The 25,987-nt window shown below is 62.8% G+C and carries 16 protein-coding genes and 2 pseudogenes; 12 read left to right on the forward strand and 6 right to left on the reverse strand.

Features of this window, described 5'->3' with window-relative positions; all coding sequences use genetic code 11:
* Window positions 1-20: 20 nt before the first annotated feature.
* Entirely contained in the window at window positions 21-3,395 is a 3,375-nt protein-coding gene (locus KF941_RS03060) for a YhaN family protein (protein ID WP_214272514.1), read from the reverse strand.
* Window positions 3,395-4,657, reverse strand: a complete 1,263-nt coding sequence (locus tag KF941_RS03065) for a DNA repair exonuclease (RefSeq protein WP_214272515.1) — start codon at window positions 4,655-4,657, stop codon at window positions 3,395-3,397. Before KF941_RS03065 ends, KF941_RS03060 begins: the two co-directional genes overlap by 1 nt.
* Before the next feature lie 108 nt (window positions 4,658-4,765).
* On the opposite strand from KF941_RS03065, the gene KF941_RS03070 reads away from it, so the two are divergent.
* The 7 genes and pseudogenes from KF941_RS03070 (at window position 4,766) to KF941_RS03100 (ending at window position 14,826) form a co-directional block, all read left to right on the forward strand.
* Window positions 4,766-7,771 (forward strand): SNF2-related protein, encoded by a 3,006-nt coding sequence (locus KF941_RS03070; RefSeq protein ID WP_214272516.1) that lies wholly within the window; start codon window positions 4,766-4,768, stop codon window positions 7,769-7,771.
* Complete coding sequence (locus KF941_RS03075; RefSeq protein ID WP_240540201.1) at window positions 7,771-9,429, forward strand: site-specific DNA-methyltransferase; 1,659 nt, start codon at window positions 7,771-7,773, stop codon at window positions 9,427-9,429. The genes KF941_RS03070 and KF941_RS03075 overlap by 1 nt, the downstream gene beginning before the upstream one ends.
* Before the next feature lie 2 nt (window positions 9,430-9,431).
* Complete coding sequence (locus tag KF941_RS03080) at window positions 9,432-12,215, forward strand: DEAD/DEAH box helicase family protein (protein WP_214272518.1); 2,784 nt, start codon at window positions 9,432-9,434, stop codon at window positions 12,213-12,215.
* A 25-nt stretch (window positions 12,216-12,240) separates the two neighbouring features.
* The gene (locus tag KF941_RS03085; protein WP_214272519.1) at window positions 12,241-13,191 is read left to right on the forward strand and encodes a 5'-nucleotidase; all 951 of its coding nucleotides are present in this window, start codon (window positions 12,241-12,243) and stop codon (window positions 13,189-13,191) included.
* Window positions 13,192-13,261: 70 nt separating this feature from the next.
* Window positions 13,262-13,669: pseudogene (locus tag KF941_RS03090) on the forward strand (hypothetical protein); the annotation flags it as partial.
* 268 nt (window positions 13,670-13,937) lie between these two features.
* A complete protein-coding gene (locus KF941_RS03095) occupies window positions 13,938-14,318 on the forward strand; it encodes a hypothetical protein (protein ID WP_214272520.1) in 381 nt (126 codons plus the stop codon).
* Complete coding sequence (locus KF941_RS03100; RefSeq protein WP_214272521.1) at window positions 14,311-14,826, forward strand: hypothetical protein; 516 nt, start codon at window positions 14,311-14,313, stop codon at window positions 14,824-14,826. The genes KF941_RS03095 and KF941_RS03100 overlap by 8 nt, the downstream gene beginning before the upstream one ends.
* 729 nt (window positions 14,827-15,555) lie before the next feature.
* On the opposite strand, the gene KF941_RS03105 is transcribed toward KF941_RS03100, so the two are convergent.
* From KF941_RS03105 to KF941_RS03120, 4 genes are all read right to left on the reverse strand, one after another.
* Entirely contained in the window at window positions 15,556-17,271 is a 1,716-nt protein-coding gene (locus KF941_RS03105) for an ABC transporter substrate-binding protein (RefSeq protein WP_181180899.1), read from the reverse strand.
* Between the two features lie 103 nt (window positions 17,272-17,374).
* A complete protein-coding gene (locus tag KF941_RS03110) occupies window positions 17,375-18,295 on the reverse strand; it encodes a polysaccharide deacetylase (RefSeq protein WP_140848496.1) in 921 nt (306 codons plus the stop codon).
* A gap of 44 nt (window positions 18,296-18,339) precedes the next feature.
* Window positions 18,340-19,215 (reverse strand): carbon-nitrogen hydrolase family protein, encoded by an 876-nt coding sequence (locus KF941_RS03115; protein ID WP_140848495.1) that lies wholly within the window; start codon window positions 19,213-19,215, stop codon window positions 18,340-18,342.
* 255 nt (window positions 19,216-19,470) lie between these two features.
* Window positions 19,471-19,752: a hypothetical protein gene (locus KF941_RS03120; protein WP_140848494.1), complete on the reverse strand. Its 282-nt coding sequence runs from the start codon at window positions 19,750-19,752 to the stop codon at window positions 19,471-19,473.
* A gap of 37 nt (window positions 19,753-19,789) precedes the next feature.
* Here KF941_RS03120 and KF941_RS03125 point away from each other — a divergent pair.
* The 5 genes and pseudogenes from KF941_RS03125 to KF941_RS03145 form a co-directional block, all read left to right on the forward strand.
* Window positions 19,790-19,894 (forward strand): annotated as a pseudogene (locus KF941_RS03125) (transposase); the annotation flags it as partial.
* A gap of 432 nt (window positions 19,895-20,326) precedes the next feature.
* Complete coding sequence (locus KF941_RS03130; protein WP_214272522.1) at window positions 20,327-22,357, forward strand: hydantoinase/oxoprolinase family protein; 2,031 nt, start codon at window positions 20,327-20,329, stop codon at window positions 22,355-22,357.
* Window positions 22,358-22,370: 13 nt separating this feature from the next.
* Window positions 22,371-24,134, forward strand: coding sequence for a hydantoinase B/oxoprolinase family protein (locus tag KF941_RS03135; protein ID WP_140848491.1), 1,764 nt, complete (start codon window positions 22,371-22,373; stop codon window positions 24,132-24,134).
* A 93-nt stretch (window positions 24,135-24,227) separates the two neighbouring features.
* Complete coding sequence (locus KF941_RS03140; protein WP_214272523.1) at window positions 24,228-25,631, forward strand: FAD-binding oxidoreductase; 1,404 nt, start codon at window positions 24,228-24,230, stop codon at window positions 25,629-25,631.
* A gap of 12 nt (window positions 25,632-25,643) precedes the next feature.
* A complete protein-coding gene (locus KF941_RS03145) occupies window positions 25,644-25,982 on the forward strand; it encodes a cupin domain-containing protein (protein WP_116222459.1) in 339 nt (112 codons plus the stop codon).
* Window positions 25,983-25,987: the final 5 nt, after the last annotated feature.

A 25,987-nucleotide genomic window follows, 5' to 3' on the forward strand; every position in this document is an offset into this window, starting at 1 on the left:
CACTCCGAAAGGCAGGCGGCTTACAGGTCGATCACCCGCGCGGCGGGACAGGCGGCGCGGGCAATGTCGCACAAATGGCGGTGATGGGTCAGGTAGATGACCTGCCCGCTGCGGGACATCTCGCCCAGCAGGGCAAAGGCCTCGGCGGCGCGGTCGTCGTCGAAGGTTTCCATGATGTCATCGGCGATGAAGGGCACCGTGGTCCGGCTTTTGGCCAGTTCGTGATAGCCGGCGATGCGCAGGGCCAGATAAAGCTGGAAGCGCGTTCCCTTGGACAGATCTGCGGCCAGCTTGGCGCCGCCGCCATGGGATTGCGCCACGAGCACCTCTTGCGTGCCCTCCGGTTGTGCCGAAAGCGCCGAATAGGCGCCCCGGCTGAGTTGACAGAACGCGTCGGATGCACGGGTCAGCATGGCACTGCGGTGGTTGTCGCGATAGCGGCGCAGGCCGGTTTCCAGCGCGGCAAGACCGAAACGTCCCGCAAGATGGTGACGGGCCGCTTCGCGAAGGTCGTTCAGCACATTGGCGCGCTCGGCCTCGATCCGGGCCACGGCATCGTCGCCGCCGACCGCGTTGACGCGCCGCCGGGCCTCGGCAAGGGCGGCGAACCGCTCCTGGGTTTCGGTGCGCAGCAAATCCAACCGACCCCGCAATGCCGCTTCCTGCGCCACCAGGTCGTCGTGATCGCTTTGTTCCGGCAGGTCCGGTTGCGCGGCAAGGGCAAGGCGCAACTCGGCGACTTCCCTGCGCAGCCGCGTGGCCTTCAGCGCGTCAGCCAGATGGTCCGCCAGCGCGCGGCCATTGTTTTCGGCCCAGCCGATCGCCATTCCCAACTCGTGCAGCGCCGCCCCGTTTGTCGCAGCGTGGCGGGCGTCCTCTTCGGCCTCGGTCGTCTCCTCCAGCAATGCGGCCTTCAGCCGCACGGTTTCGCTGGCGTCATCCTCGGCCTTGCGCAGGCGCGCCTGCACCTGCGGCCAAGGCGTTTCCTCGGGCAGGTCCAGCGCGGCCAGCACAGCAGCGGCCGCATCGCGAAAAGCGTCGCGGTTTGCCGCCATCTTGGCAATGCGGTCGTTCAGGCCGGCCAGTTGCGCCTGGGTCTGGCCAAGCGCATCGACCAGGTCCAACACCCGACTCATGCCTTCGACGTCAATGCTCTGACCGGCCAGCAGGGTGCCCGACGCGGCGCCCTGCCAGTCGGAGAGCCAGCTTGCGGCAATCTCCTCGGCCTCTGTGCGGTCACCTTCGCGCTGTCGCAAATCTTCCTGCAATTCCGCCAGTTGCTGCCGCGCCTGCCGGCGTTGCTCGGCTTGCGCCAAGCGGGCCATCGCTTCGGCCAGAAGCACCTCGAACGGCTGGTCGGCGGGCAGGCCAAGGGCGGCGCGCAGTGCCGTCGCCGCAGCGTCCAGCCCGGTCTCCGCCCGCGCCAGCGCATCGCGGGCAAGGCGCAGCGTGGTATGCTCGGCCAGCGCTGCTAGGCGCAGGTCCAGCCAGCGGGCCAGATCGGCGAGACCGGCACCTTGCAATCCGATCGCATCGCAGGCACTGGCTATTTCGGCGTCATGCGCCAGCCGCGCCGCCTGTGCCTGTTCCTGCTGCTGACCTGCGGTGGCCACGGCAGCCTTCAACGCCTCGATCCCGGCGGCGCGATTGGCCGCCTGCCGCGCCTCGGCCATCGCGTCGGCCAGCAGGGCAGAGATCCGGTCGTCCTCTCGCAAGGCGGCCTCGAAAGCATCGGCGCTGGCCGGATCAAGCCGGGCGCGGTGCGTCGCCCAAAGGGCTTCCCGACGGCTGCGACGCGCCGCCGCCTCGGCAAGGGTGGGGCCGGAAGTTTGATCGGGCGCCGCCTCGGCTTCGGTGCGGCGCAGGGCATCGACCGCCAGCGACAGGCCATGTCCGGCCTCGGCCAGCGCCTGCCGGGTCCGGTCCTCATCGGCCTGCCAGCGTTCGATCTGCCAGCTTGCGGGCACCGAAAGCGCGGCCAATGCCTCGGCTTCGCCCTGCCACGGCGCCAGCCGGGCCAGCGCGGCGGCAAGCTTCGCCTGCTGTTCGTCCATCTCGCGCCGGGCGCGTTCGGCCGCTTCGACCGGATCGGCAGAGCGGAACCGCGTCACCAGCACTTGCAACGCGCCGGTTTCGCCCGCCTGACCCGGATCGCCCAGGCGGTTACGGGCGGTTGCCAACCGATCACGGGCCTTGTCGGCCTCGGCCTTGCTGCTGGACGCCGTGGCGGTAATGCCGGAATGGCGGGTCAGAAGGCCGCGCAGTCGCGACAGCCTTGCAGGGTCCAGAAGCAGAGTTTCCGCTTTTGCATCGGCGCACCCCAGCATCACCAGCGTCTGCTGAAGCGTGGTCTGCGCCTCCTGCGCCTCAGCGCGGCGGCGGGGCAGATCCTGCAGGGCGGTGTCATGGGCCGGGCGCAGGGCTTCGGCGTCGGCAATGGCCGGGCGCTGTGCCAGAACCGCCGTGTCGAGGGGCAAGGCCGCCAGTTTCCGTTCCAGCGTCTCGACACGTCCGGTCCGTTCGGCGATCCGGCTTGTCAGCGCGATCCGCCGGTCTTCGGCTTCCCGAAACAGCCGGGCCTGGTCGTCATCGGCATCCGGGAACGACTGGAACGGGGCAAGCTCCCCCTCCAGCCGGTCCAGCCGCTCGCGCTGCGGCATAAGGGCAAGCGCCGCCTGCACCTGTTGCAATGCCGCGGATGCCGCCTGTTCGGCTTCGCGCGCGGCGGTCCAGTCGCGTTCCGCCGCCCGCATCTCGCGCCGCAGCCGCTCCATCGCGGCGGCGGATGTATCCAGATCGCGCCGCTGCCGGTCCAGTTCGGCAAGCCGCGCCTTGGCGGCGCGCAACCCGCCCTTGCGCCCGCCGGGGCGGTGGAACGCGTCCAGTTCGGCGCGGATCGCATCAAGCTGCGGGCCAAGACCGGCCAGGCCGGCGCTGGCGGAAAACAGCATCTCGCCAAGGTCGCCACGGCTGGCAAGGATGCTGTCGCCGCCCTTTTCCAGCGTGTCGTCGTCCAGCGAGAACATCGCGGCATAACCGTCGCGCGTCAGCCCGCCCAGAACCGCGTGCAGGACGGTTTCTGGAACCACGCCGCCATGAGCGTCCAGCAGGCTTGGCCCGTTGCGCTTCACCCGCGCCAGTTCCAGCGCGCCGCTGGCATGGCCAAGCCGCGCGGCGATCCGCATCGTCGGCCCCGGGTGCAGGAAATCGTGACGGCTGCGCGCCGGGATGCCGAACAGGAAATCCAGCCAACCCGAGAACAGTGTCGATTTCCCGGCCTCATTGGGGCCGAAGACAACGTGAAGATCCGGCCCGCCCGGCGCCGGTGCGGGAAAGTCCAACCGCTTGTCGGTGAAATGGCCGTAGCGGGCCAGATCAAGGCGGTCCAGCCTCATCACGCCTCTCCGACCGGGGCAAGGCGGGCAAGGATCGTATCGCTGCCCTGTCGCAGCAGATCGGCGCAGGCCGTGGCAAAAGCCGCATCGTCGTCGCCCAGCAGGCCGCGCAACTCGGGCGGCAGATCGCGCAACAGATCCCGCGCCATGTCGGCGACGGCATTCGACAGGGCCGGATCGTCCGCCAGATCCTCGCGCAGGAGACGCAGCAGGTCATCGGGCAGGTTCCCCGCCCCGTCCCGCTCTGCGCCCGAGGACAAGGCGGTCGCATTCTCCAGCCGGTCGATCCACAGCCCTGCCATGCCCGAGGCGCTGGCACGCGCCTCGTCGGTCAGCCGGTCCAGGTCGCGGGCGATCCGCCAGGCCAAAGGTGTATTCCCCGTCAGCCGGGGGCGCAGGACAAGATGCTCCTCGGGGCGTGGAAGGGTCGCGGCCTCCCGCAGGGCCCGATCCAGCGCCGCCACCGCATCGCCCCAGTCTGCGGAGCCCGCGAGATCGACAGCCAGCCGGTCGAACCGCAGCAAGGCGACGCTACGCTGTTCCAGCCGCAACCCGGTCTCATCGACCACGCCCAGCGTGACCGAAGCGGGACCGGATTCACCGATGTCGCGCCCTTGCGGCACACCAGGCATGACGACGGCCGCCCGCCCCCGATGTTCCATCCGGCGATGGATATGGCCAAGCGCCCAGTAATCGTAACCATGGGCCTCCAGGTCGGCCAGGCTGCAAGGCGCATAGATGTCGTGTCCGGCGCTTCCGTTCAGGCTGGTGTGCATCATGCCGATGTTGAACGCCCCCGTCTGCGCCGGGGGATAAAGCGGCAGCAGGCTGCCCGGCGCCGAGGGTTCGGCAAAGCTGACGCCATGAATGGCGACGGCAAGGCCCCCGGCCTCGAACCGCTCGGTCCGGGGGCGGCTGTCGAAGATCGTGGTGCCGGGCGGCGGGTCAAGCTCGCGGGTGACGCGCGACATCGCATCGTGATTGCCGCGGATGACGAAGCTGCGCACCCCGGCCTCGCCCAGTCGGGCCAATTCCTGCTTCAGAAAGCCGGGCGTCTTGGCCGAGGTCTGGCTGCCGTCCCACAGGTCGCCCGCGATCAATAGCGCGTCGACCTTCTCCGCAAGGCAAAGATCCACGATCCGCGTGAGTGCGGTGCGCGTGGCGATGCCGACGCTTTCGGCCAATGCCGGATCGCGCAGGGCCAAGGCGACCAGCGGGGAATCAAGGTGCAGGTCGGCGGTATGCAGAAAACGAAAACTCAAGGCCGTTGCTAAGCTCGATAAAATAAGGACTGCACCACTGCCGCCCCGCAGGCGACTATTCGCCCATATCGGCCCACAATCAAGCATTTGTGAGGCGAAAAATCGCCGATGGGAAGGAACCTGTTCGATATCCGGCACACCGATCAGGAACAGGAACAGTGCTGGACCGGCCCGGATCACCTGCTAGAAGGGATTGAACACTGTCTCTTTTTCTCGAGGATCACGCGCGAGTCGATGCCCGGTTACACTCCCTACCAGTCGAAATACTTTGCACATTTCCTGACTAGAGAGGGGATTGCAGAGGATGAGGCACTGACCCAGTCGCTGTCTTCTGCGCGGGTCGATCTTAACCCCCATCAGGTGGACGCAGCCATGTTTGCGCTCCGGTCCCCCTTATCCAAAGGGGTCATGCTGGCGGACGAAGTCGGCCTCGGCAAGACCATCGAAGCGGCGCTTGTCCTCAGCCAGAGATGGTGGGAGCGGCGGCGCAATCTGCTGCTGATCGTGCCGGCCTCGCTGCGCAAGCAATGGGCAACCGAGCTGCGTGAGAAGTTCTCGCTGCCTTCCTTCATCCTCGATACAAGGCGGTTGAAAGAGTTTGCCGCAGACGGGCAGCCCGATCCCGTCGGTGCCCGCGAAGGTATCATCATCCTGTCCTACGAATTCGCCGCGCGGATCGCGGACCGGCTCCGGGCCATCCCCTGGGACCTTGTCGTCTTTGACGAAGCCCACAAGCTGCGCAACGTCTGGAAAGCAGCCGACAATTCCCGCGCCGCCGTGTTGCGCGCGGCGCTGGCCAACCGGCAGAAGCTTCTGCTTACCGCAACGCCGCTCCAGAATAATCTGATGGAACTCTACGGCCTCGTCACCCTGATCGATGATGCCTATTTCGGCTCGGAGCAGGCCTTTCGCGCGGAGTTTGGTGGGCGCGAGGATGTCGCGGCGCGTGCGCTTCTGGCCGGACGACTAGCGCCGATCTGTAAACGCACGCTGCGCCGTCAGGTGCAGAAGGCGGGCCTTATCAAATACACCAACCGTCTGCCGAAGACCTTCGACTTCACGCCGGGGCGGTTGGAGATCGACCTCTACAACTCGGTCTCGGCTTACCTTCAGAACCCCGACACCATCGCACTCGGCCAGAACGGGCGGCATCTTGTCACACTGATGCTGCGCAAGATCCTCGGCTCTTCATCCTTCGCCATCGCGCAGACGCTCGACAAGATGGTGAACCGCCTGCAATCGAAGCTGATCGTCGACGACGACACACTGGACGATATCGACGGCTTTGCGGAGGAAGCCGAAGAATGGCGCGACGCCGGGGCTGGCGCTGAAGCTGACGCGGTCGAGGATCATTCCGACGACGCCATTGACCGTATCGATCCAAAGAAGCTGCAGGCCGAGATCGACGAACTGACCCGTTACCGCGACCTGGCCGCCAATATCAGCCACAACGCCAAGGGCAACGCGCTGGTGAACAACCTTGCCGCCGCGATGGACGAGATCGTGGGCAAGGGTGGCCAGCGCAAGGCGGTGATCTTCACCGAATCCGTGCGCACACAGACTTATTTGCGCGAGCTTCTGGAAAGCAATGGTTTTGCGGGCCAGACCGTCATCCTGAACGGCTCGAATTCCGACAAGGACAGCACTGCGCTTTACAGGGCCTGGCTGGAAAAGCACCGCGGCACCGACGCCGTGTCCGGCTCGAAGACCGCCGATATGAAGGCCGCCATCGTCGATGCCTTCCGGGGGGATCGCTCGATCCTCATCGCCACCGAATCCGGGGCCGAGGGGATCAACCTGCAATTCTGCTCGTTGCTCATCAATTACGACCTGCCCTGGAACCCGCAGCGGGTTGAACAGCGCATCGGCCGTTGCCATCGCTACGGGCAGCAGATCGACGTGACCGTCATCAATTTCCTGAACCGCAAGAACCAGGCCGAGGAGCGCATCCACCAGCTTCTGCAAGAAAAGTTCAAGCTGTTCGACGGCGTCTTCGGCTCGTCGGACGAGGTGCTGGGCACCATCGAATCCGGCGTGGACATCGAACGCCGTATCCTTGAAATCGTCCAGCAAAGCCGCACGGATGCCGAAATCAACGCCGCCTTTGACAAGCTGCAGGAGGAATTCAGCGCCGAGATTGACGAGGCAAAGCAGAATGCCCGCAACAAACTGCTGGCTGAGATGGACGAAAAGGTCGTGCAGCGCCTGCTGGACCGGCGGCAGGGGCTGAACGCCACGCTGGGGGATTTCAAGCAGGCGCTGCTGAATCTTGCCCGCGCCGAACTGCCCGAGGCGCAGTTCCATCCCGACCATGCTGAGCGCTTCGATTTCGACGGGCGCACATGGTCCACCGAATGGCCCGAGGCGGATGAGCGCGGCTGGCAGTTCTTCCGGCTGGGTGACGGCGAAGCGCAAGGTGGCGGCCTGGCAGACAGCCTGGTCGCGCGGGCGAAGGGACGCGACCTGCCACCCGCTGTCTTGTGTTTCGATTACGATGCCTATGATGGCGGCAATCTGGGCGATGTGGCGCGGCTGCGCGGGCGGTCGGGCTGGATGCGGCTGGCGCGGTTGCAACTGCAAACCCCGGCGCGAGTATGGGACGAAATCATCGTCGCTGCCGTCACCGATGATGGCGCGGCGCTGAATCCCGCCACGGCGGAGCGCATGTTGAAGCTGCCCGCCCGGCAGGAGGGGGACGCGCCTGGGGGACTGCCGGAGGCCGCGCTGGCGGCCACGGTTTCAGCCCGGCAGACCGACCTTGTCGGCCTTGCGCAAACCCGGCTGGGCGAGTTCCTGAATGAGGAGGAGGACCGGCTGGATGCATGGCGCAACGATGCCGCCGTGGCCTATGACCAGCGGATCAAGGCGCTGAACAAGGAGTCCAGCGAAAAGAACAAGCTGGCCCGCGCCACCACCGACCTGCCGGCCAAGATCGAATTGCAGCGCGAGGCCAAGGCGTTGAAGCGGCAGGTCGACGATCTGCAACACCAGCTTTATACCCGCCTGCGCGAGATCGACGAGGAGCGCGAGCGGATGCTGGACGCTATCGCCGCGCAACTGAACCTGACACCGCAGGTCCTTGACCTGTTCACGATACGATGGAGCCTGACCTGATGGCCGGAAAGACCAAGCTGGAACTGACCTGGATCGGCAAGGACATCCGCCCCCGGCTGGAACCGCGCATCCTGATCGAAGAGCCGGAGTTTTCCTATCACGCCGAGGCGCGGCGCGAGGGCGATATTTTCGACAATGTGCTGATCCATGGCGACAACCTGCTGGCACTGAAGGCGCTGGAGACGGACCCGAGTGTGCGGGGCAAGGTGAAATGCGTGTTCATCGACCCGCCCTATAATACGGGATCGGCGTTTACTCATTACGATGACGGACTGGAACACTCACTCTGGCTCGGCATGATGAGGGATAGATTGGATATTCTTCGAGAAATCATGTCAAATGATGGATCAATTTGGATTACATTGGACGATAATGAAGCTCACTATATGAAAGTGTTGTGCGACGAAGTCTTTGGAAGGGGCAATTTTGTTCGACATATCGCATGGCAAAAGAAGTATAGTGTCAGCAATAATTTTAAGGGCATTGCGTCGATTGTTGATCACATTTTAGTCTATAGGAAAACGAGTGACTTCCAGAATAACCTTTTGCCTCGTTCCGGGGACGCATCTGCACGTTACTCGAACCCTGACAATGATCCTCGCGGCCCCTGGAAGGCAGTGGATTATTTGAACCAAGCTTCCGTGAAGCAACGCCCAAACTTAGTTTATCCGATTAGAAATCCATTCACAGGGGAAGATGTATACAATCGTATCAAGGCTTGGAAATATGAAAAGCAGACCCATGAGATTCATGTTCTAGAAAAGCGTCTCTGGTGGGGGATCAATGGTGAGAATAGCGTTCCCGCATTGAAACTATTCCTTTCTGAGGTGCGCGACGGGATGACGCCACATAATTGGTGGCCTCATTCGGAGGTTGGCCATACGGATGAGGCCAAAAAAGAAATGATTGGGCTATATGGTCCAGATGATGTATTTGATACACCAAAGCCTGAGCGACTTTTGCAGCGGGTAATGAGTTTAGCGACCAGCCCCGGCGACCTCGTGCTCGACTCCTTCGCCGGCTCCGGCACTACCGGCGCCGTTGCCCATAAGATGGGCCGCCGCTGGATCATGGTGGAATTGGGCGACCATGCCAAAACCCATATCGCGCCCCGGATGAAGAAGGTCATCGACGGGCAGGACAAGGGCGGCGTGACCGAGGCCACGAACTGGAAGGGCGGCGGCGGCTATCGTTTCTTCCGCCTGGCCCCCTCGCTGCTGGAAAAGGACCAATGGGGCAACTGGGTGATCCGCAGGGAATACAACGCCGAAATGCTGGCCGAGGCGATGTGCAAGCATTTCAATTTCACCTACGCCCCTTCGACCGAACATTACTGGATGCACGGCCATTCCTCGGAAAACGCCTTCATCTGGGTGACGACGAACAGCCTGACCTTCGACCAGCTTCGCGCCATTTCGGATGAGGTGGGCGAAAACCGCAGCCTGCTGATCTGTTGCACGGCTTACGAATCCGGGGCCGAGCGGCTGGACAACCTGACCGTGCGGAAGATTCCGCAGGCGGTTCTGGCGGCCTGCGAATGGGGCAAGGACGACTATTCCCTGAAGATCGAGGCGCTGCCGATGATGGCGGATGAGGACGACAACGGCACGCCCGACCTGTTCGACCAGGTTGATGACCGCAACGGCGGGGAGGCATGAGGATGCAGACGGTGGACCCGAAACGCGCCGTCACGCAAATCTCGCAACGTCTTTCCCTACGCAAGCCGCAGGCCGAGGCACTGCGGCGGCTGGACGATATCGTCACCCTGATCGCCCCCTCCAAGGAAACCGATGTCGAAGGCGCGCGGCAGGCAGTGCGGCAGGTCTATGGCGACCTGCCCGACGCGGCCTTCGAGGAGTTCGAGCGCGATTTCCCCTCGGTCTGTTTCGCGCTGGCCACGGGCGTCGGCAAGACGCGGCTGATGGGCGCATTCATCAGCTACCTCTACATGATCGGCAAAAGCCGGAACTTCTTCGTTCTGGCGCCAAACCTGACGATCTATGAAAAGCTGCTGTCAGATTTCCAGCCGAACAGCCCGAAATACGTCTTTCGCGGGATCGAGGCTTTTGCCCATAACGCGCCCCTCATCGTCAATGCCGAGAACTACGAGGAAGGGCGTGGTGTCCGTGGCACCGACCTGTTCGGGCGCGAGGGCGCGATCATCAACATCTTCAACATCTCGAAGATCAATTCCGAGGTGCGCGGCGGCAATGCCCCCCGGATCAAACGGTTGCAGGAATACATCGGCGACAGCTATTTCTCCTACCTGTCGGAACTGGACGATCTCGTGCTGCTGATGGACGAGGCGCACCGTTATCGCGGTTCCGCCGGGGCGCGCGCGATTGCCGAGTTGAAACCGATCCTGGGGTTGGAAGTAACCGCGACCCCAAAGACAGTCGGCTCAAAGTCACAGGCTTTCCGCAATGTCGTATATCGCTATGATCTGCCCGACGCGATGGAGGACGGCTACGTCAAGGAGCCCGCCGTCGGAACGCGGGCGAATTTCGATCCGAAATCGGTGGATGAAGCCACGCTTGAGCATATCAAGCTGGAAGACGGCATCAATTATCATGAACATGTAAAGGTCGCGCTGGAAACCTACGCCAGACAACATGGCGTTCATGTGGTGCGGCCCTTCATGCTGGTGGTGACGCAGGACACCACCCATGCCCGCGAGGTTCGGGATTTCATCGAATCGGAGGCCTTTTTCGATGGGCGCTACAAGGGCCGGGTAATCGAGATCCACTCGAAACTGACCGGCGAGGAAAGCGACGAGAACGCGCAGCGCCTGCTGAACATCGAGAAGGGTGGCGATACCGACATCGTCATCCATGTGAACAAGCTGAAGGAAGGCTGGGACGTTTCCAACCTGTTCACCATCGTTCCGCTGCGCGCCTCGGCCTCGGATATCCTGACAGAGCAGACGCTGGGGCGCGGGTTGCGTCTGCCCTATGGCAAGCGCACCGGAGTTGCGGTGGTGGACCAGTTGACGGTGATTGCCCATGACCGGTTCAACGCGCTGATTGAACTGGCGCGCGAAGGCAATGGCGTCACCCGCAAGCTGAAGCGCGTGACGATCGGCGAAGGCGGCGATGTTCCGGCGTCGAAACCGGTGTTGGTGACGGCGCCTTCGGTCATCGAACAGATGGTGTTGCAGGCCGAAGCGCAGGTATCCTCGACCTATGGACAGGCGCAGGAACCGCCTGTCGGCGAACTCGCCGAACCCGCCCCACCGTTCCGCTTCCAGAAGCCCGAGGAGGTGAAGTTGGCCCGGACCGTGCTGAGCGTGGTCATGCCGGAGATGAGCCGCCAGGTTTCATCAATCCGCGACCTTGCCGACCCGGAGGTGGTGCAACGTATCACCCAGACCGCGCTGGCCGCACAGAAGCTGCAGGATGGACTGTTCCCATCGGTGACGGAGGAAGAGGCGGCGGCGGTGGTCGAAGAGGTCTGCAAGCGGTTCTTCGAACAGACCATCGCAATTCCGACCTTGACCATCACACCAAAGGAACAAGTATCCTTCGGGTTCAACCGCTTCGACCTGGACCTGAAAAGCTGGAACTATCAGCCCTTGTCGAAGGAGTTGATGATTCAGGTCCTCCGGACCGAGGAGCGCCAGATGATCTCCGGCGAAGCTGGAGGCGAAGCGCAGCGCCCCGAGGACTACTTGGTCGCGAAACTGATGGATTATCCCGAGGTGGATTACGATAGTCACGCCGCGATCCTCTATGATCTCGCTGGGCAGGTCGTGGCGCACTTCCGCGCAAAGTATCCCGATGAGGAAAAGCTGAGCGAAGTGCTACGGGGCCATGCCCGGCCGATGGCCGAGGCGGTCTTTGCCCAGATGAAACAGCACATGTGGCGCGGCCAGACCAGCTATCGTGTCACTGTCAATGCGGCCTTCGACCAGCTTCGTCCGCAGACCTTCGACGGTTCCGGCCCTGAAACAATGCGGAAGTTTACAGAAGCGCCGGAAAGATTGAGCGACATCCGGCGGTTCATCTTCACCGGATTTCGCAAGGGCTGCTACCAGATGGTGAAGTTCGATTCCGATACCGAGCGGAAAATGGCGGTGATCTTGGAGCGCGATCCGTCCGTGCGCCTGTGGATGAAGCCCGGACCCAATCAATTTCGGATATTCGACGCCGACGGAAATACCTATCAGCCGGACTTTGTGGTAGAAACCGACACGGAAAAGCTGATCGTCGAAACCAAGCGGGCCAGCGACATGACCGATCCGGTGGTGTTGCGCAAGGCGGATGCTGCGGCGCTCTGGGCTTTCATTGCTACGGAGTTCCACGCCCGGAAATCGGGGGATAAATCCTGGTCCTACCTGCTGGTGCCCGAGACCGCGGTGCTGGAAAACGCAACCCTCAATGGTCTGGTGGCCGCCCATATGCGGGAAGCCGATATGAACCTTCGTGCGCGGTATGACATTGAGTAGTCCTTCAGGAACCATCGGTAACCATATGGATAAGGAAACGGCGCGGCAAAGCCTGTCGCAAAACCCGCTTCGTATTGGTATATCGACACGGGCTTTGTTCGATCTGGATCAGGAGCACAGGATTTTCGAGAGGGAGGGCGTCGCTGCCTACGCTGCGTGGCAGCGCGAGCACGAAGATGAGGTGCTTTCCAAAGGCACCGCCTTCCATGTCGTAGAGCGGATCCTGGCATTGAACGAAGATCCGCGTCATCCCTATGTGGAGGTGGTGCTGATGTCGAGAAATTCTCCTGACCTGTCCCTCCGGGCCTTCAGTTCGATAGAAGCCTATGGGCTGAATGTTAAACTCGGCAGCTTCACAAGCGGACGCTCACTTGCCCCCTATATTCCGGCCTGGAACATCGATCTGTTTCTTTCGAATGATGTCTCCGATGTTCAGGCGGCAGCAATGGCAGGAACAGCGGCCGCCAAGCTTGGCAGCCCTCCCGCGGATTTGCGCGATGCGGCAAAGGATGGCGAAGTCCGAATAGCATTCGATGGCGATGCTGTGCTGTTCAGCGCTGAATCTGACCTTGTCTACAAGATCCAGGGCCTCGTTGGCTTCCTGCGGCACGAGGTCGAAAATGCAATGAAGCCTATGGATGCGGGGCCTTTCGGAGACTTTCTCAAGAAGCTGAGCAAACTGCGAACGATCCATCTCAACGACGAGGGTGTGAGCAAAGTCCGCATCTGTATCGTTACTGCGCGAAATGCACCTGCCCACGCCCGCGTCGTCCATACGTTTCGGGCTTGGGGCACTCCGGCGGATGAGGCACATTTCGTTGGTCCGAACAGCAAAGCGCCGATCCTTCAGGCCATGGGGGCCCACATCTTCTTCGACGATCAGGAGAAACATGTTCTGGGCGCGGCTGGGTTCGTGCCTGCTGGACATGTTCCGGGGCCTCATACAGCCGACGAGCCGGTGATCCCGGCAGGATAGAAATTGGCATGGCATTGCCGCAATAGCTTCCGTCGAACCTGGACAACGCCTGAGAAGCTGAAACTCTTCCATGATCGAATTCCGCCCTCTGCCTGACGACCATCCCGACCTGACCCTGTCGCCGATGTTCCGCGCCGCCTCGCTGACCCTTGGCTACGCCCTGGAGCAGGGCAGTATCGGCCTGACCGCCACCAAGGCATTCAAGCGAGACTTCGTGCATTGGGCGGTGGAACGCTTCCGGTGGCCCGGCAAAACTGCCGAGGAAATGTTGCGATACAACAAGGTTGTGAATGAGGCCGACTTTCTGCCTCTCGAACTCCTGCATTTCCTGCTGATCCGGTTGCGCCTCGGACGCCATTACAAGGGCACGTTCCGTGCGACGAATGACGGCAGGATGTATGCCGGACAGTCCGGCGCGCTCTTCGACAAGCTGGTGCCGTCCTTCCTGCTGGCGATGGACCATGCCGCTTATTCCCGGACCGGCGAGGAGGCGCCGGGAAACTGGGACACCTGAGCGCTCACAGAACCCATGGAACAGGAGGAGATCGCCAGCGTAGCCATTTGATTCGTGTTCGCGCCACCTTTCCAGAGTATTATCGATAAAGTATTTCGAGTATTATGATCTTCAATGTCGCCACGCACAGGTTATCCACATTCTTAGAATTAAACGGCCAGATCGACGATAGGGATTTTCACCACCGCCACATATAATCCCGGAAGATCAAACGCTCCTCCGAGGTGGAAACATGAAAACCAGCAAGCTCCTTACTGCAATTTCGGCTGTCGCCATCTCCGTCGGGGCAAGCCAGGTAAACGCCCAGGAAGTGCAGACCGGAATCTTCAAAGTGGCGAAAGGTGCAAGCCAGAAGATCGACCGTTTCGGGGTCTGCAAGGTGATCAAGAATGCCGGGGCAAATCCGATCATGGTGCCGGCCGGGACGGCTCAACAATGGAGCACCGGGAAAAGCGCGTTTCTGACCAACATCGCCAACATCCCGGGTGTGACCGTGGACTCGTGCGACATCCCGCTCAAATTGGTGGACTGCTCCGTCCTTGATCCTTACAATGGGTCCACTATCCAGATCCGCAACTTCGGGGTGAACTTCGAGACCGGGGGGAATGCGTAGCTGGAAGGTCTTCGAACAGGCGGAATACGATTCCCCGGTCATCCCTACCACCTGCAGAGATATCAAGAACGCCAGCAACAAGGCCGCGATCCGAAACACGATGAACGCGAACATGAGCGCGATTGCCGGGGCCGGCGTGAAGACCTGCGTCCCGCCGAGCGGAGCAGTCTGGAACCCGACGACCTACCGCCACGCCATCAAGGGTGTCCAGTCCGATGTGCTCATGGACTTCTCCGGCCAGGGGCGGGGCTGGCTCGACGGGATCCAGGCCCACCTTCGGCCCACGCATGGCGGCGGGATGTCGCATTATGGCACGCATGTTTACCAGGCGGTGTTCGGCAATACCGCGAATGCGACGATATCACGGGAGGCGAACGGCACGCTTTTCGAATATTTTGATTCGATGACGTGCCAGACGGCCGCCGAGACGCAGTGTGCGGTCCCCTTCATCGAGGGGAACGGGGACAATCCGTCCGTGGATGTGATGTGGATGCTCAAGAGCTGCTGATCGGGGAAGATTGCCTCGATGAAGCGGATCACCGGGCCGGTCCAGACCCGCGGGTTCCAATCATTGCTTATGACTGGTCCTCCTCGTCTGCGGGGATGTCCGGAACGCCATGTGACGCGAAAAATTCTTCTGCGGTCGCCCGGCGGAGAACGCATGCCCCGGCGCGCCGATCATGGTTGTGTTTTAAGGCCTGACCCCACGGAGAAACTCGGCCTTCTGATTTCTCGCCACAACCTTATCCTCGGAACAATTTGGCAGGTGCAAAGATATAAGTAGGCGAGAAAGGCCGTATTAACCATAGTTTACCCGCTGCTTACATACGCGGCCGCGACCTCTCTTCCGATCAGATGGCAAACTGTTCGAGGGGTTTTCCGGCGGCCAACGCCTCGGCGAGCCAGCCAGGCTTGTTACCAAGTCCTCTCCAGGCGAGTTCAGCGTTTTCCCCGGCTCGCCAGACTATGACCTGAACGATCGGACACGTCAGCATTCTGCTGGCAATGGTCGCCGGCTCACCCAGATGTCCTCCGAAGTTGCCCTGGTCCCTTGCCGGTCCAGCGCTTCAGGGCTTTCCTGAAACTGGCGGCGTTCTCGAACGACGTTGCGCCCTTCGGCGGCGTGAACGCCTCGGGGCTGGGGCGCGAGGGCTCGAAGAGTATCTGGAGATCGAATATCAGCCTCGCCTTGCAAGATCGGGCCTGTCCTTTCCCGCCGCAGAGGGGCAAGCCGCAGCTACCTACCGAACCAGGGCGGGGCGACCAGGCTGCCCGAGGCATAGGGCGCGGGTGCAAGCACCACATTGCGCCCCTGCTGCAACTGGTGGATCAGATGGGCTTGGCTGATCGACAGATCCAGCGTGTCGTCGGGATAGGCCAGCCCCACCTGGCCTTCATTGCCGAAATAATAGGAACCGTTGACGCCGCGGTTGATCGAGGTCCGCAGATCCGCGATCACCTTGTCGAAGGCGCGGGGATGGCCGGTGCGCTGCCAGGCCCCCAGCAACAGGCCGACCCGGTCATAGGCCAGCCCGGCCTGCGAATTGCCCGGATGGCTGCCGTAGCGCGCGAAATATCTCTGCCGGAAGGTCGCTCCGATCATGTCGGTGTAAAGGCCGCTGGTGGTGGCCCAGATCACCCCCTCGCTGAGCGGGCCGAGCTCTTGCCGATAGCAGGGCGCCGAGGGGCTGTAGATCAGATAGACCAGCGCCCTGACCGGATTATCCAGGAACGCCCGCTGGAAGGGGATCGCGTCCTCGACGAAGAACGAAGCCAGAGTCACCACTCCCGGTTCCAGCCGGTGCAAACCGGTGACGACCCGCTGCCAGCAATCCGGATCAGCCGTGTCGACCGGGATCGGGTGAAGCTGCCATCCCTGCCGGTCCAGCCCCTCGGCCAGCGCCGCCATGCCCATATCCATGGCCTTCGTTTTCGGCACCACTACGGCCAGCCGCCGCCCCAGCGCCGTCTGCGGACCCAGCCCGGCCACGAAGCGCACCAGACCCTGGGCATAGTTGATGTCGCTGGCGCAGGACTGGAAGATATTGCCCAACCGAAGGCGGCTGTCGCGAACCCGCTCGACCGCGTGGTTCATCGTGGCGGCATGCAGATAGGGCAGGCGCGCATCGCCGATCAGGTCGTGGACTTGCGGCGAATAGCAGGCATATCCGGCCGTGACTGCCTCGACCTCCTGCTCGATCAGCTCGCGATAGGCGGCAAGCGCGGCATTGTCATCGCCGTTGTGGAACGGTTTCGGCACCAAGCGCACCTCGCGGCCGTGGATGCCGCCCCGGGAATTGGCCTCGGCCACGGCAAGGGCAGCGCCGTTCACCATCTCGGCGGCATCCGACGAACCCCGCCCCGAAGCGGGATAAGGCAGGCCGATATGGATCGGACGCAGCTTCGGTGGCCGCCGGGATCGGGTCATCGGCCGAGGCGGAGGTCCGGTGCCTGCATCGAGCCGGAACAAGGCAAGCGTCAGCCCGTCGGCACCCCCCGGCACGGGCAGGTGCAAAAGCCCGCGCTCAAGGGCGATTCCGGCCAGCAGGCTGCGGCTCCAGACCCGCAGCTTGGCCGAAAGATGCTCGACATGCTTGGCGACGGTGCGTGGGCTGACCACAAGGCGGGCAGCGATATTGTCGTTGGAACAGCCGGCCGCGACAAGAGTCAGGACATCCAGTTCCCGCGCCGTCATCCCTTCGGGCGGCTCGATCCGTTCCAGATGAACGCTAGCGGCGGCCGGATGGACGGCGGCAGGGACCGGCCGCAACCGGGCAAGATACCAGTCGCCCCCGTCGATATGGATGAAGTCGGCCAGTTCCAGACCACTGTCGAGGAAGGATCGCGCCAGCGCGACAACATGCGGCAGCCGGGCCACGACCAAGCGGCCTTGCCGGTCTTCCAGTTCCTCCAGCCCGTCCTTCGTGACGAGGCATGACCAGCAACCCTGCACGCTCGCCCTCCCATATCCCCTCATATGGAAGCTGGGATGATAGAGGCTTTCCGCGCCCGGAACAGATGAAACTTGCGCCCGGACCGGCCGGGCGCAGGCACTCTCATGCAGGCCAGCCGTAATCCGCCGGCATCGGCTCGACACCGCGCGCATCCGGCAGGGCCATCTTCTCGCGGTCGCCGTCGTCATCGACCCAGGCGCGGGCGATCTCGTCGCAGGTCGCGAACCAGATGCCGTCATGGCCCTTGATATGCTCGATCAGGCGCTCCAGCATGATCATGTGATGGGCCTGGCCGATGATCTGCGGATGCAGGGCCATGGCATAGACGCCATTTTCCTGATTGGCATAGGCGTAGTCGAAGATGTCCTTCCAGCGGCGCAGCACCGCATCGGTATCCGACATGCCTTCTTGGTTGCCGGTATAGGCCAACGCTGGAAAATCATCGAGATACCAGCTGACCGGGATCTCCAGCACCTTGCTGGCCGGGCCGGCGACATTGCCCTGTTCCCAGCGCACCTGCCAGCGTTGCGGGCGATAGGGCACCAGATCGCGCGCCATCAGGCTGCTGTCGTAAAGGAACCCCGCCTCCTCTATCAGGTCCAGCGTGTTCTCGCTGTAATCCCAGTAGGGCGAACGGTAGCCGGTCGGGCGGATGCCGAAATGCTTCTGATAGGTGGCGAAGGCCAGGTCCATCAGCCGCCGCTCGGTATCGCGCCCGATCAGGGTCGGGTTCTCGTGATAATAGCCGTGATGGGCGATCTCGTGCCCGGCATCAAAGACCTTCCTGTTGATCGCAGGGAAGGTGTCGACGGTATGGCCCGGGGTGAAGAAGGTCGTCCTGATGTCATGCTTGCGGAACAGCGCAAGCAGTCGCGGCGTGCCGACCTCGGCGCCGAATTCGCCGCGCGACATGAACGACGGCGAGGGCCGGTTGAAGCCGCCGAGCCAAAGCGACTGCGCGTCGAAATCCACGCCCAGGTTGACGGCGATCTTCTTGCCCTCGGGCAGTTTCAGATGTCCCATTCACTCCTCCTTGTTGAGACGAACTGCGGTTTGGTTGGCGGCGTTCACAGATGCGACGGCCAGCTGCGATAGAGCCCGGCCTGGCGGCGACGATCCCGAAAGGTCGGGGCCGCGCCGCTTGCGCGGTTCTCGTGCAGCAGGTCGAGGTTCACCGTGCCGGTCACGGTCATCTCGACATTGGCTTCGGCCTCGGCAATGATCCCGGCGGGGTTGGCCCAGGCCATGTCGCAGGGTCCAAGGACCGAGCTGCGCGCCCAGCCGTTCGGCAGCGGCGCGCCGGGCTGGCCGCCCAGGCAGCAATGCACCAGATAGACCTGGTTCTCGATGCAGCGGGCCTGTGCGCAGTGGCGCACGCGCCAGAAACCCTGTTCGGTGAAGGTCGCCGAAGGTGTCAGGATCAGTTCGACCCCCTGCTCGGCCAGCGCGGCCGAGCATTCCGGGATTTCGGTCTCGTAGCAGACATTGAAGCCGACCTTGGCGAAAGGCAGCTGGAAGGCTTCCATCTTGTCGCCCTCCGAGGTGGACCAGGCCGCCTCGGCCGGGAAGATATGGGTCTTCGTATGCATAAAATGCTCGCCATCCGGGCCGAACAGATGGGCGATGTTCTCATACCGGCCCGGCGAGACTTCCTCGAGATGCGAGCCGGCGGCGATGAACAGGCCGCGCCGCTTTGCCTCGGACCGGAAAAGATCGCGATAGGCTTCGGTATGCTCGGCGATCTTCACCAGCTCGGCGATAGGGCGTTCGCGCCAGTTCGGCAAGGTGGTGAACAGTTCGATGGTGAAAAGCTCGGGGAAGATCGCGATGTCCGAGCCCTCGGCCTTGTCGAGAAGCGCGCGCACCCGCGCCGCCATGTCTTCGAAGCTGTTGATTTCGCGCACCAGATACTGGCACGCCGATATAGTTGCCTCACGCGGCATGGTCTTCCTCCCCTCAAGCTCGATCTCTTGTCAGAAGGAAGCTCACCGAATGCAGCGCCGCGGGCGATACGCTATTTTGCGTATTGCCCCGGCAGTTGGCCAGAGCCGCCGCTTTGGCCGGTGAAGCGAATTCGGAAGAACCGCGCCTTTCCTGCCGGACGGCTTTCGGGAGACGTTATGGGGATTCCCAAAGGATTTGACGGCTGCGTTCTGCTCGTTTGCCAGCTCGACGGGACACCGCTCCTCCTTGGTGGCTCATATGGGTTTATGTGGGATCTTAATCTCCGCTTTATCCAATGATTTGCGCTGTGATTTGGTGAAGATTAACAGATCCTCGACCGAGGCGGTGCCAGGCGCGGCCGCATTGTCTGCAAGTGCGAATGCGGTCGAGCCGGAGCCGTCGAAATAGGTGACATGCACGCCCCGATAGCCGGGAACGGCATCGACATAGGCGGTATGTCGAACCCCGTCTGCGGTCAGCCTGCGGCGGGTGCGCATTACGCCGTTTTCGAACTCCGTGGTGTCGCTGCCATCCATTGTCTAGGCCACATTGTTGTGTGCGGCGATCCTTGCTGCGGGGGTGGTCGTCAGCCTATTTCGGCTGGCTGGGCTGGACTGACCTGTTCGGGACTATTCCATGCTGTGCCGCAGGCAGAAGGCCCTGAAGGTCCAGATCCCTGAAGACGAAGACATCGGCACCGTGACCGCAGATGGCGCCTACGATAACCCTGCAGAGGAAAGGGCAACGCACCCCTCAGAGCGCATTTTTGCAACAACACCGTTCCCAGATGCGGCGCAGTGGTCGTGATGGGCGGACAAGTCGCCAGCTGTGACGGATCACTGCAACCGCAGAAAAGACGCAAGAGCGGCCACTCATTCATCGAACCGCGATCATGAGTAAGGTCACGGGTCAAAGTCGTCGCCTTTGTCTGCGGCTTCGACGGGCATGATGGGAGACTGGTTTCAACCGAAGCCAGCGTTCGAGCGCACATTTCATAAGTCGATCACACAAACTCTATCACAAGAATCCTGCTTTCGACTGATTGCTTGCTGCCATCCGCATCTGCAGGAATGCCACAATCAGATATCCACGAGTGAAGGAGGAGACGCAATGTGGAGGGTCGGGATCGACGTGGGCGGCACGTTCACAGACCTGTTTGCCTGGGAGGAAAACACCGGCAAGCAAGTTACCGCCAAGGTTCTTACGACGAAACAGGATCGGTCCATCGCCGTTCTTGAGTCCATCGAGAAGGCCGGGATCGAGATTTCGGATATCTCGTATCTGATGCACGGCACGACAACGGCGACGAATGCGCTGATCGAACGCAGCTACCCGGACGCGGCCCTCATTACCACCGAGGGTTTCCGTGATACAATCGAGATCGGGCGTCAGCACCGCCAGAATCTTTATGATCCCTACCAGACCAAGCCGAAGCCGGTCATCAAGCGTCGCTACCGCTATACCGTGCCCGAGCGCACCAATGTTCACGGCCAGACCGAACGCCCGCTGGATGTGAACGCCGCGCGCGATGTGGCACGCAAGATCCGCGACGCCGGCATCCAGTCGGTCGCCATCGGTTTCATCAACTCTTACGCCAGCGGCGCGCACGAGGCGCAGATGCGCGACATCCTGCGCCAGGAATGCCCCGACGTGCATATCGTCCTGTCGTCGGAAACGCGCCCGATCTTCCGGGAACACGGCCGCTTCGTGACGACCGCAGTGCGTGCAGCCTGCATGCCGGTCATGGTCAAATACATGGATGACCTGGAAAACCGCCTTGCGGCCAGCGGGTTCACCGGAAAGCTGCTGATCCTGAAAAGCAGCGGCGGGGTCATGTCGGCGGAAGCCGCGCGGAACCACCCCGAGGACATGCTGGAATCCGGCCCGGCCGGCGGCGTGGCCTATGGCAGCTATCTGACCGAGCAGAGCGGATTCCACCGCATCCTGCACACCGATGTCGGCGGCACCAGTTTCGACGTTTCCATCGTGGAAGACGGCAAGGGTCTGATCACCCGCGATCACGAGTTGGAATGGGAAGTCCCGATCGTGGTGCCGATGCTGGACATCCACAGCGTCGGTTCGGGCGGCGGCTCCATCGGCTGGGTCGATGCCGGCGGCAGCCTTCGTGTCGGCCCGAAGAGCGCCGGTTCCGAACCCGGTCCGGTCTGCTATCGCCGCGGCGGCATGCAGCCGACGATCACCGACGCCAACCTGATCCTCGGCCGGCTTGACCCGACCCTGAACGGCAAGCTGGACCTGGACCTCGAAGGCGCCAAGGCCGCCATGCAGAAGCTGGCCGATCAGATCGGCCTGCCGATGCTGGAAACCGCCGAAGGCATGATCCGCATCGGCTGCGAATACATGGCGCAGGCGGTGAAGAAGGTGCTGATCGCCCGCGGCCGCGACCCGCGCGACTTCGTCTATGCCAGCTTCGGCGGCGCCGGCGCGCTGGCGGCCTGTTTCGTGGCCCGGTCGATGAACATTCCCAAGGTCATCGTGCCGCCCCATGCCGGCGTCGCCTCGGCCTTTGGCGCCACGGTCATGGATCTGCGGCAGGACATAGAACAGTTCTATTACTCGCCGGTGAAAGAGGCCGACCTGGACCGCGTGAATGCGATCCTGGACGACCTTGAGGCCCGGGCGAAGAAGGAACTGATGGCGCAGGGCTTCAGCAACGAGGCCGAGATACAGATCAGCCGCAGCGCGCAGATGCGCTATGTCGGACAGTCCTACGAGGTGGATACGCCGCTGCCGAACGGCCGGCTGACCGCCGAGCATCTGCCGGGCATCGAGGACGCGTTCCACGGCGTCCACCTGCAGGAATTTGGCGTCAGCTCGGACGATTTCGCGCCCGCCTTCGTGTCCTTCAGCGTAACCGCAATCGGCGGGATGGATGATCCGCCCCCGGTCGAGCTGCACTATTCGACCGATGACAGCGTTGCCCTGAAAGGCCGTCGCACGGTCTATTTTGACGGCGAATGGCATGACTGCGAGGTCTATGACGGCGAAGCCCTGACGACGCATCATCGCATCAGCGGACCGGCGATCGTCGAATACGACCACGCCTGCACCGTGCTGCCGCCGCGCACGCTCGCCCATGTGAACGCGATGGGCGCGCTGATCATCGACATCGAGATCTGAGGAGGGGAGGCCAATGGATCATAACAAGACCGAAATCGACATCGACCCGATCACCTTCGAGGTGATGCGCAGCATCTTCGAATTCGCTTCCGACCGGATGGCGACGGTGATGCAAAGGTCGTCGTTCTCGCCGATCCTCGCGGACATGCTGGATTTTTCCAACGCCATCTATGACGCGGATCTGCACCTGCTGAGCCAGGCGGCGAACTGCCCGGTCCACCTTGCCGCAATGAAATTCTCGGCCGAGGAAGCCGTGAAGGGCATCGGCGCCGCGAACATCCGCGAAGGCGACGTGCTGGTGCTGAACGACCCCTATCGGGGCGGGACGCATATCAACGACATCACCTTCACTAAGCCGATCTATTACAAAAAGGAACTGATCGGCTATGCGGTCAGCCGCGGGCACTGGATGGATCTGGGCGGCGGCGGCGCCGGCGGTCAGGCCTTCAGCACCCATATCGCCGCCGAGGGCCTGCGCCTTCCGCCGCTGAAGATCTTCAGCGGGGGCAAGCTGAACGAGGATCTGATGGCGATCATCCTCAACAACACCCGCACGCCGCATTTCATCAAGGGCGACACGCAGGCGCATCTGGGCGCGCTGCTGGCCGCGGAACAGGAAATGCAGCGCGCCTGCGAACGCTACGGCGTCGATACGGTCCGCGCCGCGATGAAGAAGATCCAAGCCTATACCGAAAAGATGGTGCGCGAAAGCATCCGCGGCATTCCCGACGGTGTCTACGAGGCCGAGGATTATGCCGATACCGACGGGATCACGCATGAGAAAGTGCGGGTCAAGGTCGCGCTGACCGTCAAGGACGACCAGATCACGGTGGACTTCACCGGCACCGATCCGATGTGCCAGGGCGCGATCAACTCGCCCAAGGCCAATACGATGTCGGCGGCGCTGTATTCGTTGCAGTTCTTCCTGGCGCCCGAGGCCCCGCAGAACCAGGGTCTGTTCAACCCGATCGAAGTGATCCTGCCCGAGGGTTGCTGGCTGAACGCCACCTGGCCCGCGCCGACGATCGGCTGCACCACGCTGACAGCATCCAAGATCACCTCGGCGATCTGGCAGGCGCTGGCCAAGGCGATCCCCGAACGGGTGACCGGCTCGACCTGCGCCGATGCCAACTGGTTCGTGGCAAGCTGCGTGGACAAGGACGGCAAGACCGACGTGTTCTCGGACCTCCCGGCGGGCGGCTGGGGCGGAACGCCATATTCGGACGGCATGAACGTGACCATGGATCCCTTGGGGAACTGCATGAACATGGCGGCCGAGACGGCCGAGCTGTTCTTCCCCATTGCCTATGAGGCGTTCGAGCTGCGCAAGGATTCGGCCGGTGCCGGGAAATATCGCGGCGGCCTCGGCTCGGTGTTCAAGGTCCGCTTCTTCGGCGGTGGCGAACTGGGCATGGAGACCTCGCGGACGCGGGCCGGCAGCCCCGGCGTGGCCGGTGGGCAGGAAAGCGCGGTCCAGCGGTCGATCCATATCGGCGCCGATGGTGCGCGCCGGGTGATCGGCGGCATCGACGATGATGGCAACTGGCACAACCCGCTGCTGGCCTCGCACAAGTTCGGCCCCGAGGAGACCTTCATGTTCGAAAGCACCGGGGGCGGCGGTTGGGGCAATCCCAAGGCCCGCGCTGTCGAGGATGTGGTCGAGGACGTGCTGGACGAATACATCAGCATCGACGCAGCGCGCGACATCTATGGCGTCGTGATCGACCCGGCGACGATGATCGTCGATCAGGCGGCCACCAGCAGCCTGCGCGGCTGATCCGCACAACCATGCAACAAGAACAAGGCGGCGAGCCGCCTTGTTCCGACCGCCCGCATCATCGGGCCGCATCGGTCTGACAAGGATTGACCCATGAAGTTCCGTGTCTCCCCGCCTCTTAAGCCGAGCCATTGGCAGACGTCCGTGCCGGCCTCGGCTCCGTGCCCGACGCTGCTAGGCGAACATCACGCTGATGTCGCGATCATCGGCGGCGGATTTGTCGGGCTGTGGACGGCCCTGACGATTCGTGAGCTTGAACCCGATTGCCGCGTCGCCATCGTCGAACAGCATTTATGCGGCAGCGGTGCTTCGGGGCGCAATGGTGGCTTTGCCATGTCCTGGTGGCCCAAGATCGGAACCCTGCGCGCGCTGTGCGGCGATGACGAGGCGCGGTTTCTGGGCCAGCAATCCGAAAAGGCCATCCTTGATCTGGGCGAATTCTGCGCGCGCCACGATATCGACGCGCATTTCACGCAAAACGGCTGGCTCTGGACAGCGACCAGTCCGGCGCATGTCGATACCTGGGATGGCACGCTGGCCGTCTGTGCGGCACTTGGCGCAGAGCCTTTCCAGCGCCTCTCGGGGGACGAGGTTCGCCGCCGCACCGGTTCACCCACCCATTTGGCCGGCGTGTTCGAGGCCTCGAATGCCACCGTCCAGCCCTATGCCCTGGTGCAGGGGATGTGCCGCGTGGCGCTGGATGCTGGCGTGACCATCTTCGAAAACAGCCCCATCCACCGGATCGAACCCGGTGCGCCCGTGCGCCTGATCACCGATGGGGGCACGCTGTCTGCGGACCGGGTCGTGCTGGCCACCAACGCCTGGTCGGCGGCGATCCCCGAACTGGCGCGGCTGATCGTGCCGGTGAACAGTTCCGTCGTCATCACGCGCCCCTTGGGCGACACGCTCAGGGAAATCGGCTGGACCGGCGGGGAATCGATCACCGATTCCCAACTGATGGTGGATTACTACCGCACCACCCGCGACGGCCGGATCGCCTTCGGCAAGGGCACGGGCGCCATGAGCTTTGGCGGCGCCATCGGCGCGATGTTCAGCGAAGATGCCGCCACAGCCGCGCAGACCCGCGACGATCTGTTCACCACCTTCCCGATGCTGGACCGGACCTGCCTCGATGGCGCCTGGTCCGGCCCGATCGACCGGACCTTCGACAGTGTGCCGGTCTTTGGCCACCTGCGCGACCAGCCAAACATCTCCTATGGCATCGGATGGAGCGGCAATGGTGTCGCCCCCAGCCGTCTGGGCGGATACATCCTGGCCAGCATGGCCCTGCGCCGCGATGACGAATGGTCGCGCAGTTCCCTTATCGGGCGCAGGGCAAAGACATTTCCGCCCGAACCGTTCCGCTATGTCGGGGGCAGCATGGTGCGCAACGCCGTGCGGCGAAAGGAAATCGCCGAGATGCAGGGCCGCAAACCACGGTCGTGGGACAGACTATTGGCCAGCCTCGCGCCGGCGGGCCTTGAGGACAAGAGCTGAAGGAGCATGACCATGAACCCGATCCTGATCCGCGCGACGGATGCCGATTTCACGACTCCCACTCCCGTCGGCGCGCCGACCGGCCCGCAGATCGCGGTGACGCGGACAGCCGGCAATACCGCGACGCCTTCGGGCAATGCCGGGATATGGGAATGTTCGCCCGGCCGGTTCCGACGTCAGGTGCCGCAGGCCGAATACAGCTATTTCATCGCGGGCAGCGGCAGTTTCATCCCCGATGGCGGCGAGCCGGTCGATTTCCGCGCCGGAGACTCGATCTGGTTCGCGCCCGACACGCAAGGCGAATGGGACATCCGCGAAACCGTCCGCAAGGCCTATCTGATTATCGGCTGATATCC

This window comes from Paracoccus sp. pheM1, assembly GCF_018499825.1.
GTDB classification, from domain to species: Bacteria; Pseudomonadota; Alphaproteobacteria; order Rhodobacterales; family Rhodobacteraceae; genus Paracoccus; species Paracoccus versutus.

Bases quoted from the DNA above. Each gene is read 5' to 3' on its own strand.
- KF941_RS03060 (WP_214272514.1), bottom strand. From the start codon at position 3,395: ATGAGGCTGGACCGCCTTGATCTGGCCCGCTACGGCCATTTCACCGAC.
- KF941_RS03070 (WP_214272516.1), top strand. From the start codon at position 4,766: ATGGGAAGGAACCTGTTCGATATCCGGCACACCGATCAGGAACAGGAA.
- KF941_RS03075 (WP_240540201.1), top strand. From the start codon at position 7,771: ATGGCCGGAAAGACCAAGCTGGAACTGACCTGGATCGGCAAGGACATC.
- KF941_RS03080 (WP_214272518.1), top strand. From the start codon at position 9,432: ATGCAGACGGTGGACCCGAAACGCGCCGTCACGCAAATCTCGCAACGT.
- KF941_RS03085 (WP_214272519.1), top strand. From the start codon at position 12,241: ATGGATAAGGAAACGGCGCGGCAAAGCCTGTCGCAAAACCCGCTTCGT.
- KF941_RS03095 (WP_214272520.1), top strand. From the start codon at position 13,938: ATGAAAACCAGCAAGCTCCTTACTGCAATTTCGGCTGTCGCCATCTCC.
- KF941_RS03100 (WP_214272521.1), top strand. From the start codon at position 14,311: ATGCGTAGCTGGAAGGTCTTCGAACAGGCGGAATACGATTCCCCGGTC.
- KF941_RS03110 (WP_140848496.1), bottom strand. From the start codon at position 18,295: ATGGGACATCTGAAACTGCCCGAGGGCAAGAAGATCGCCGTCAACCTG.
- KF941_RS03115 (WP_140848495.1), bottom strand. From the start codon at position 19,215: ATGCCGCGTGAGGCAACTATATCGGCGTGCCAGTATCTGGTGCGCGAA.
- KF941_RS03120 (WP_140848494.1), bottom strand. From the start codon at position 19,752: ATGGATGGCAGCGACACCACGGAGTTCGAAAACGGCGTAATGCGCACC.
- KF941_RS03130 (WP_214272522.1), top strand. From the start codon at position 20,327: ATGTGGAGGGTCGGGATCGACGTGGGCGGCACGTTCACAGACCTGTTT.
- KF941_RS03135 (WP_140848491.1), top strand. From the start codon at position 22,371: ATGGATCATAACAAGACCGAAATCGACATCGACCCGATCACCTTCGAG.
- KF941_RS03140 (WP_214272523.1), top strand. From the start codon at position 24,228: ATGAAGTTCCGTGTCTCCCCGCCTCTTAAGCCGAGCCATTGGCAGACG.
- KF941_RS03145 (WP_116222459.1), top strand. From the start codon at position 25,644: ATGAACCCGATCCTGATCCGCGCGACGGATGCCGATTTCACGACTCCC.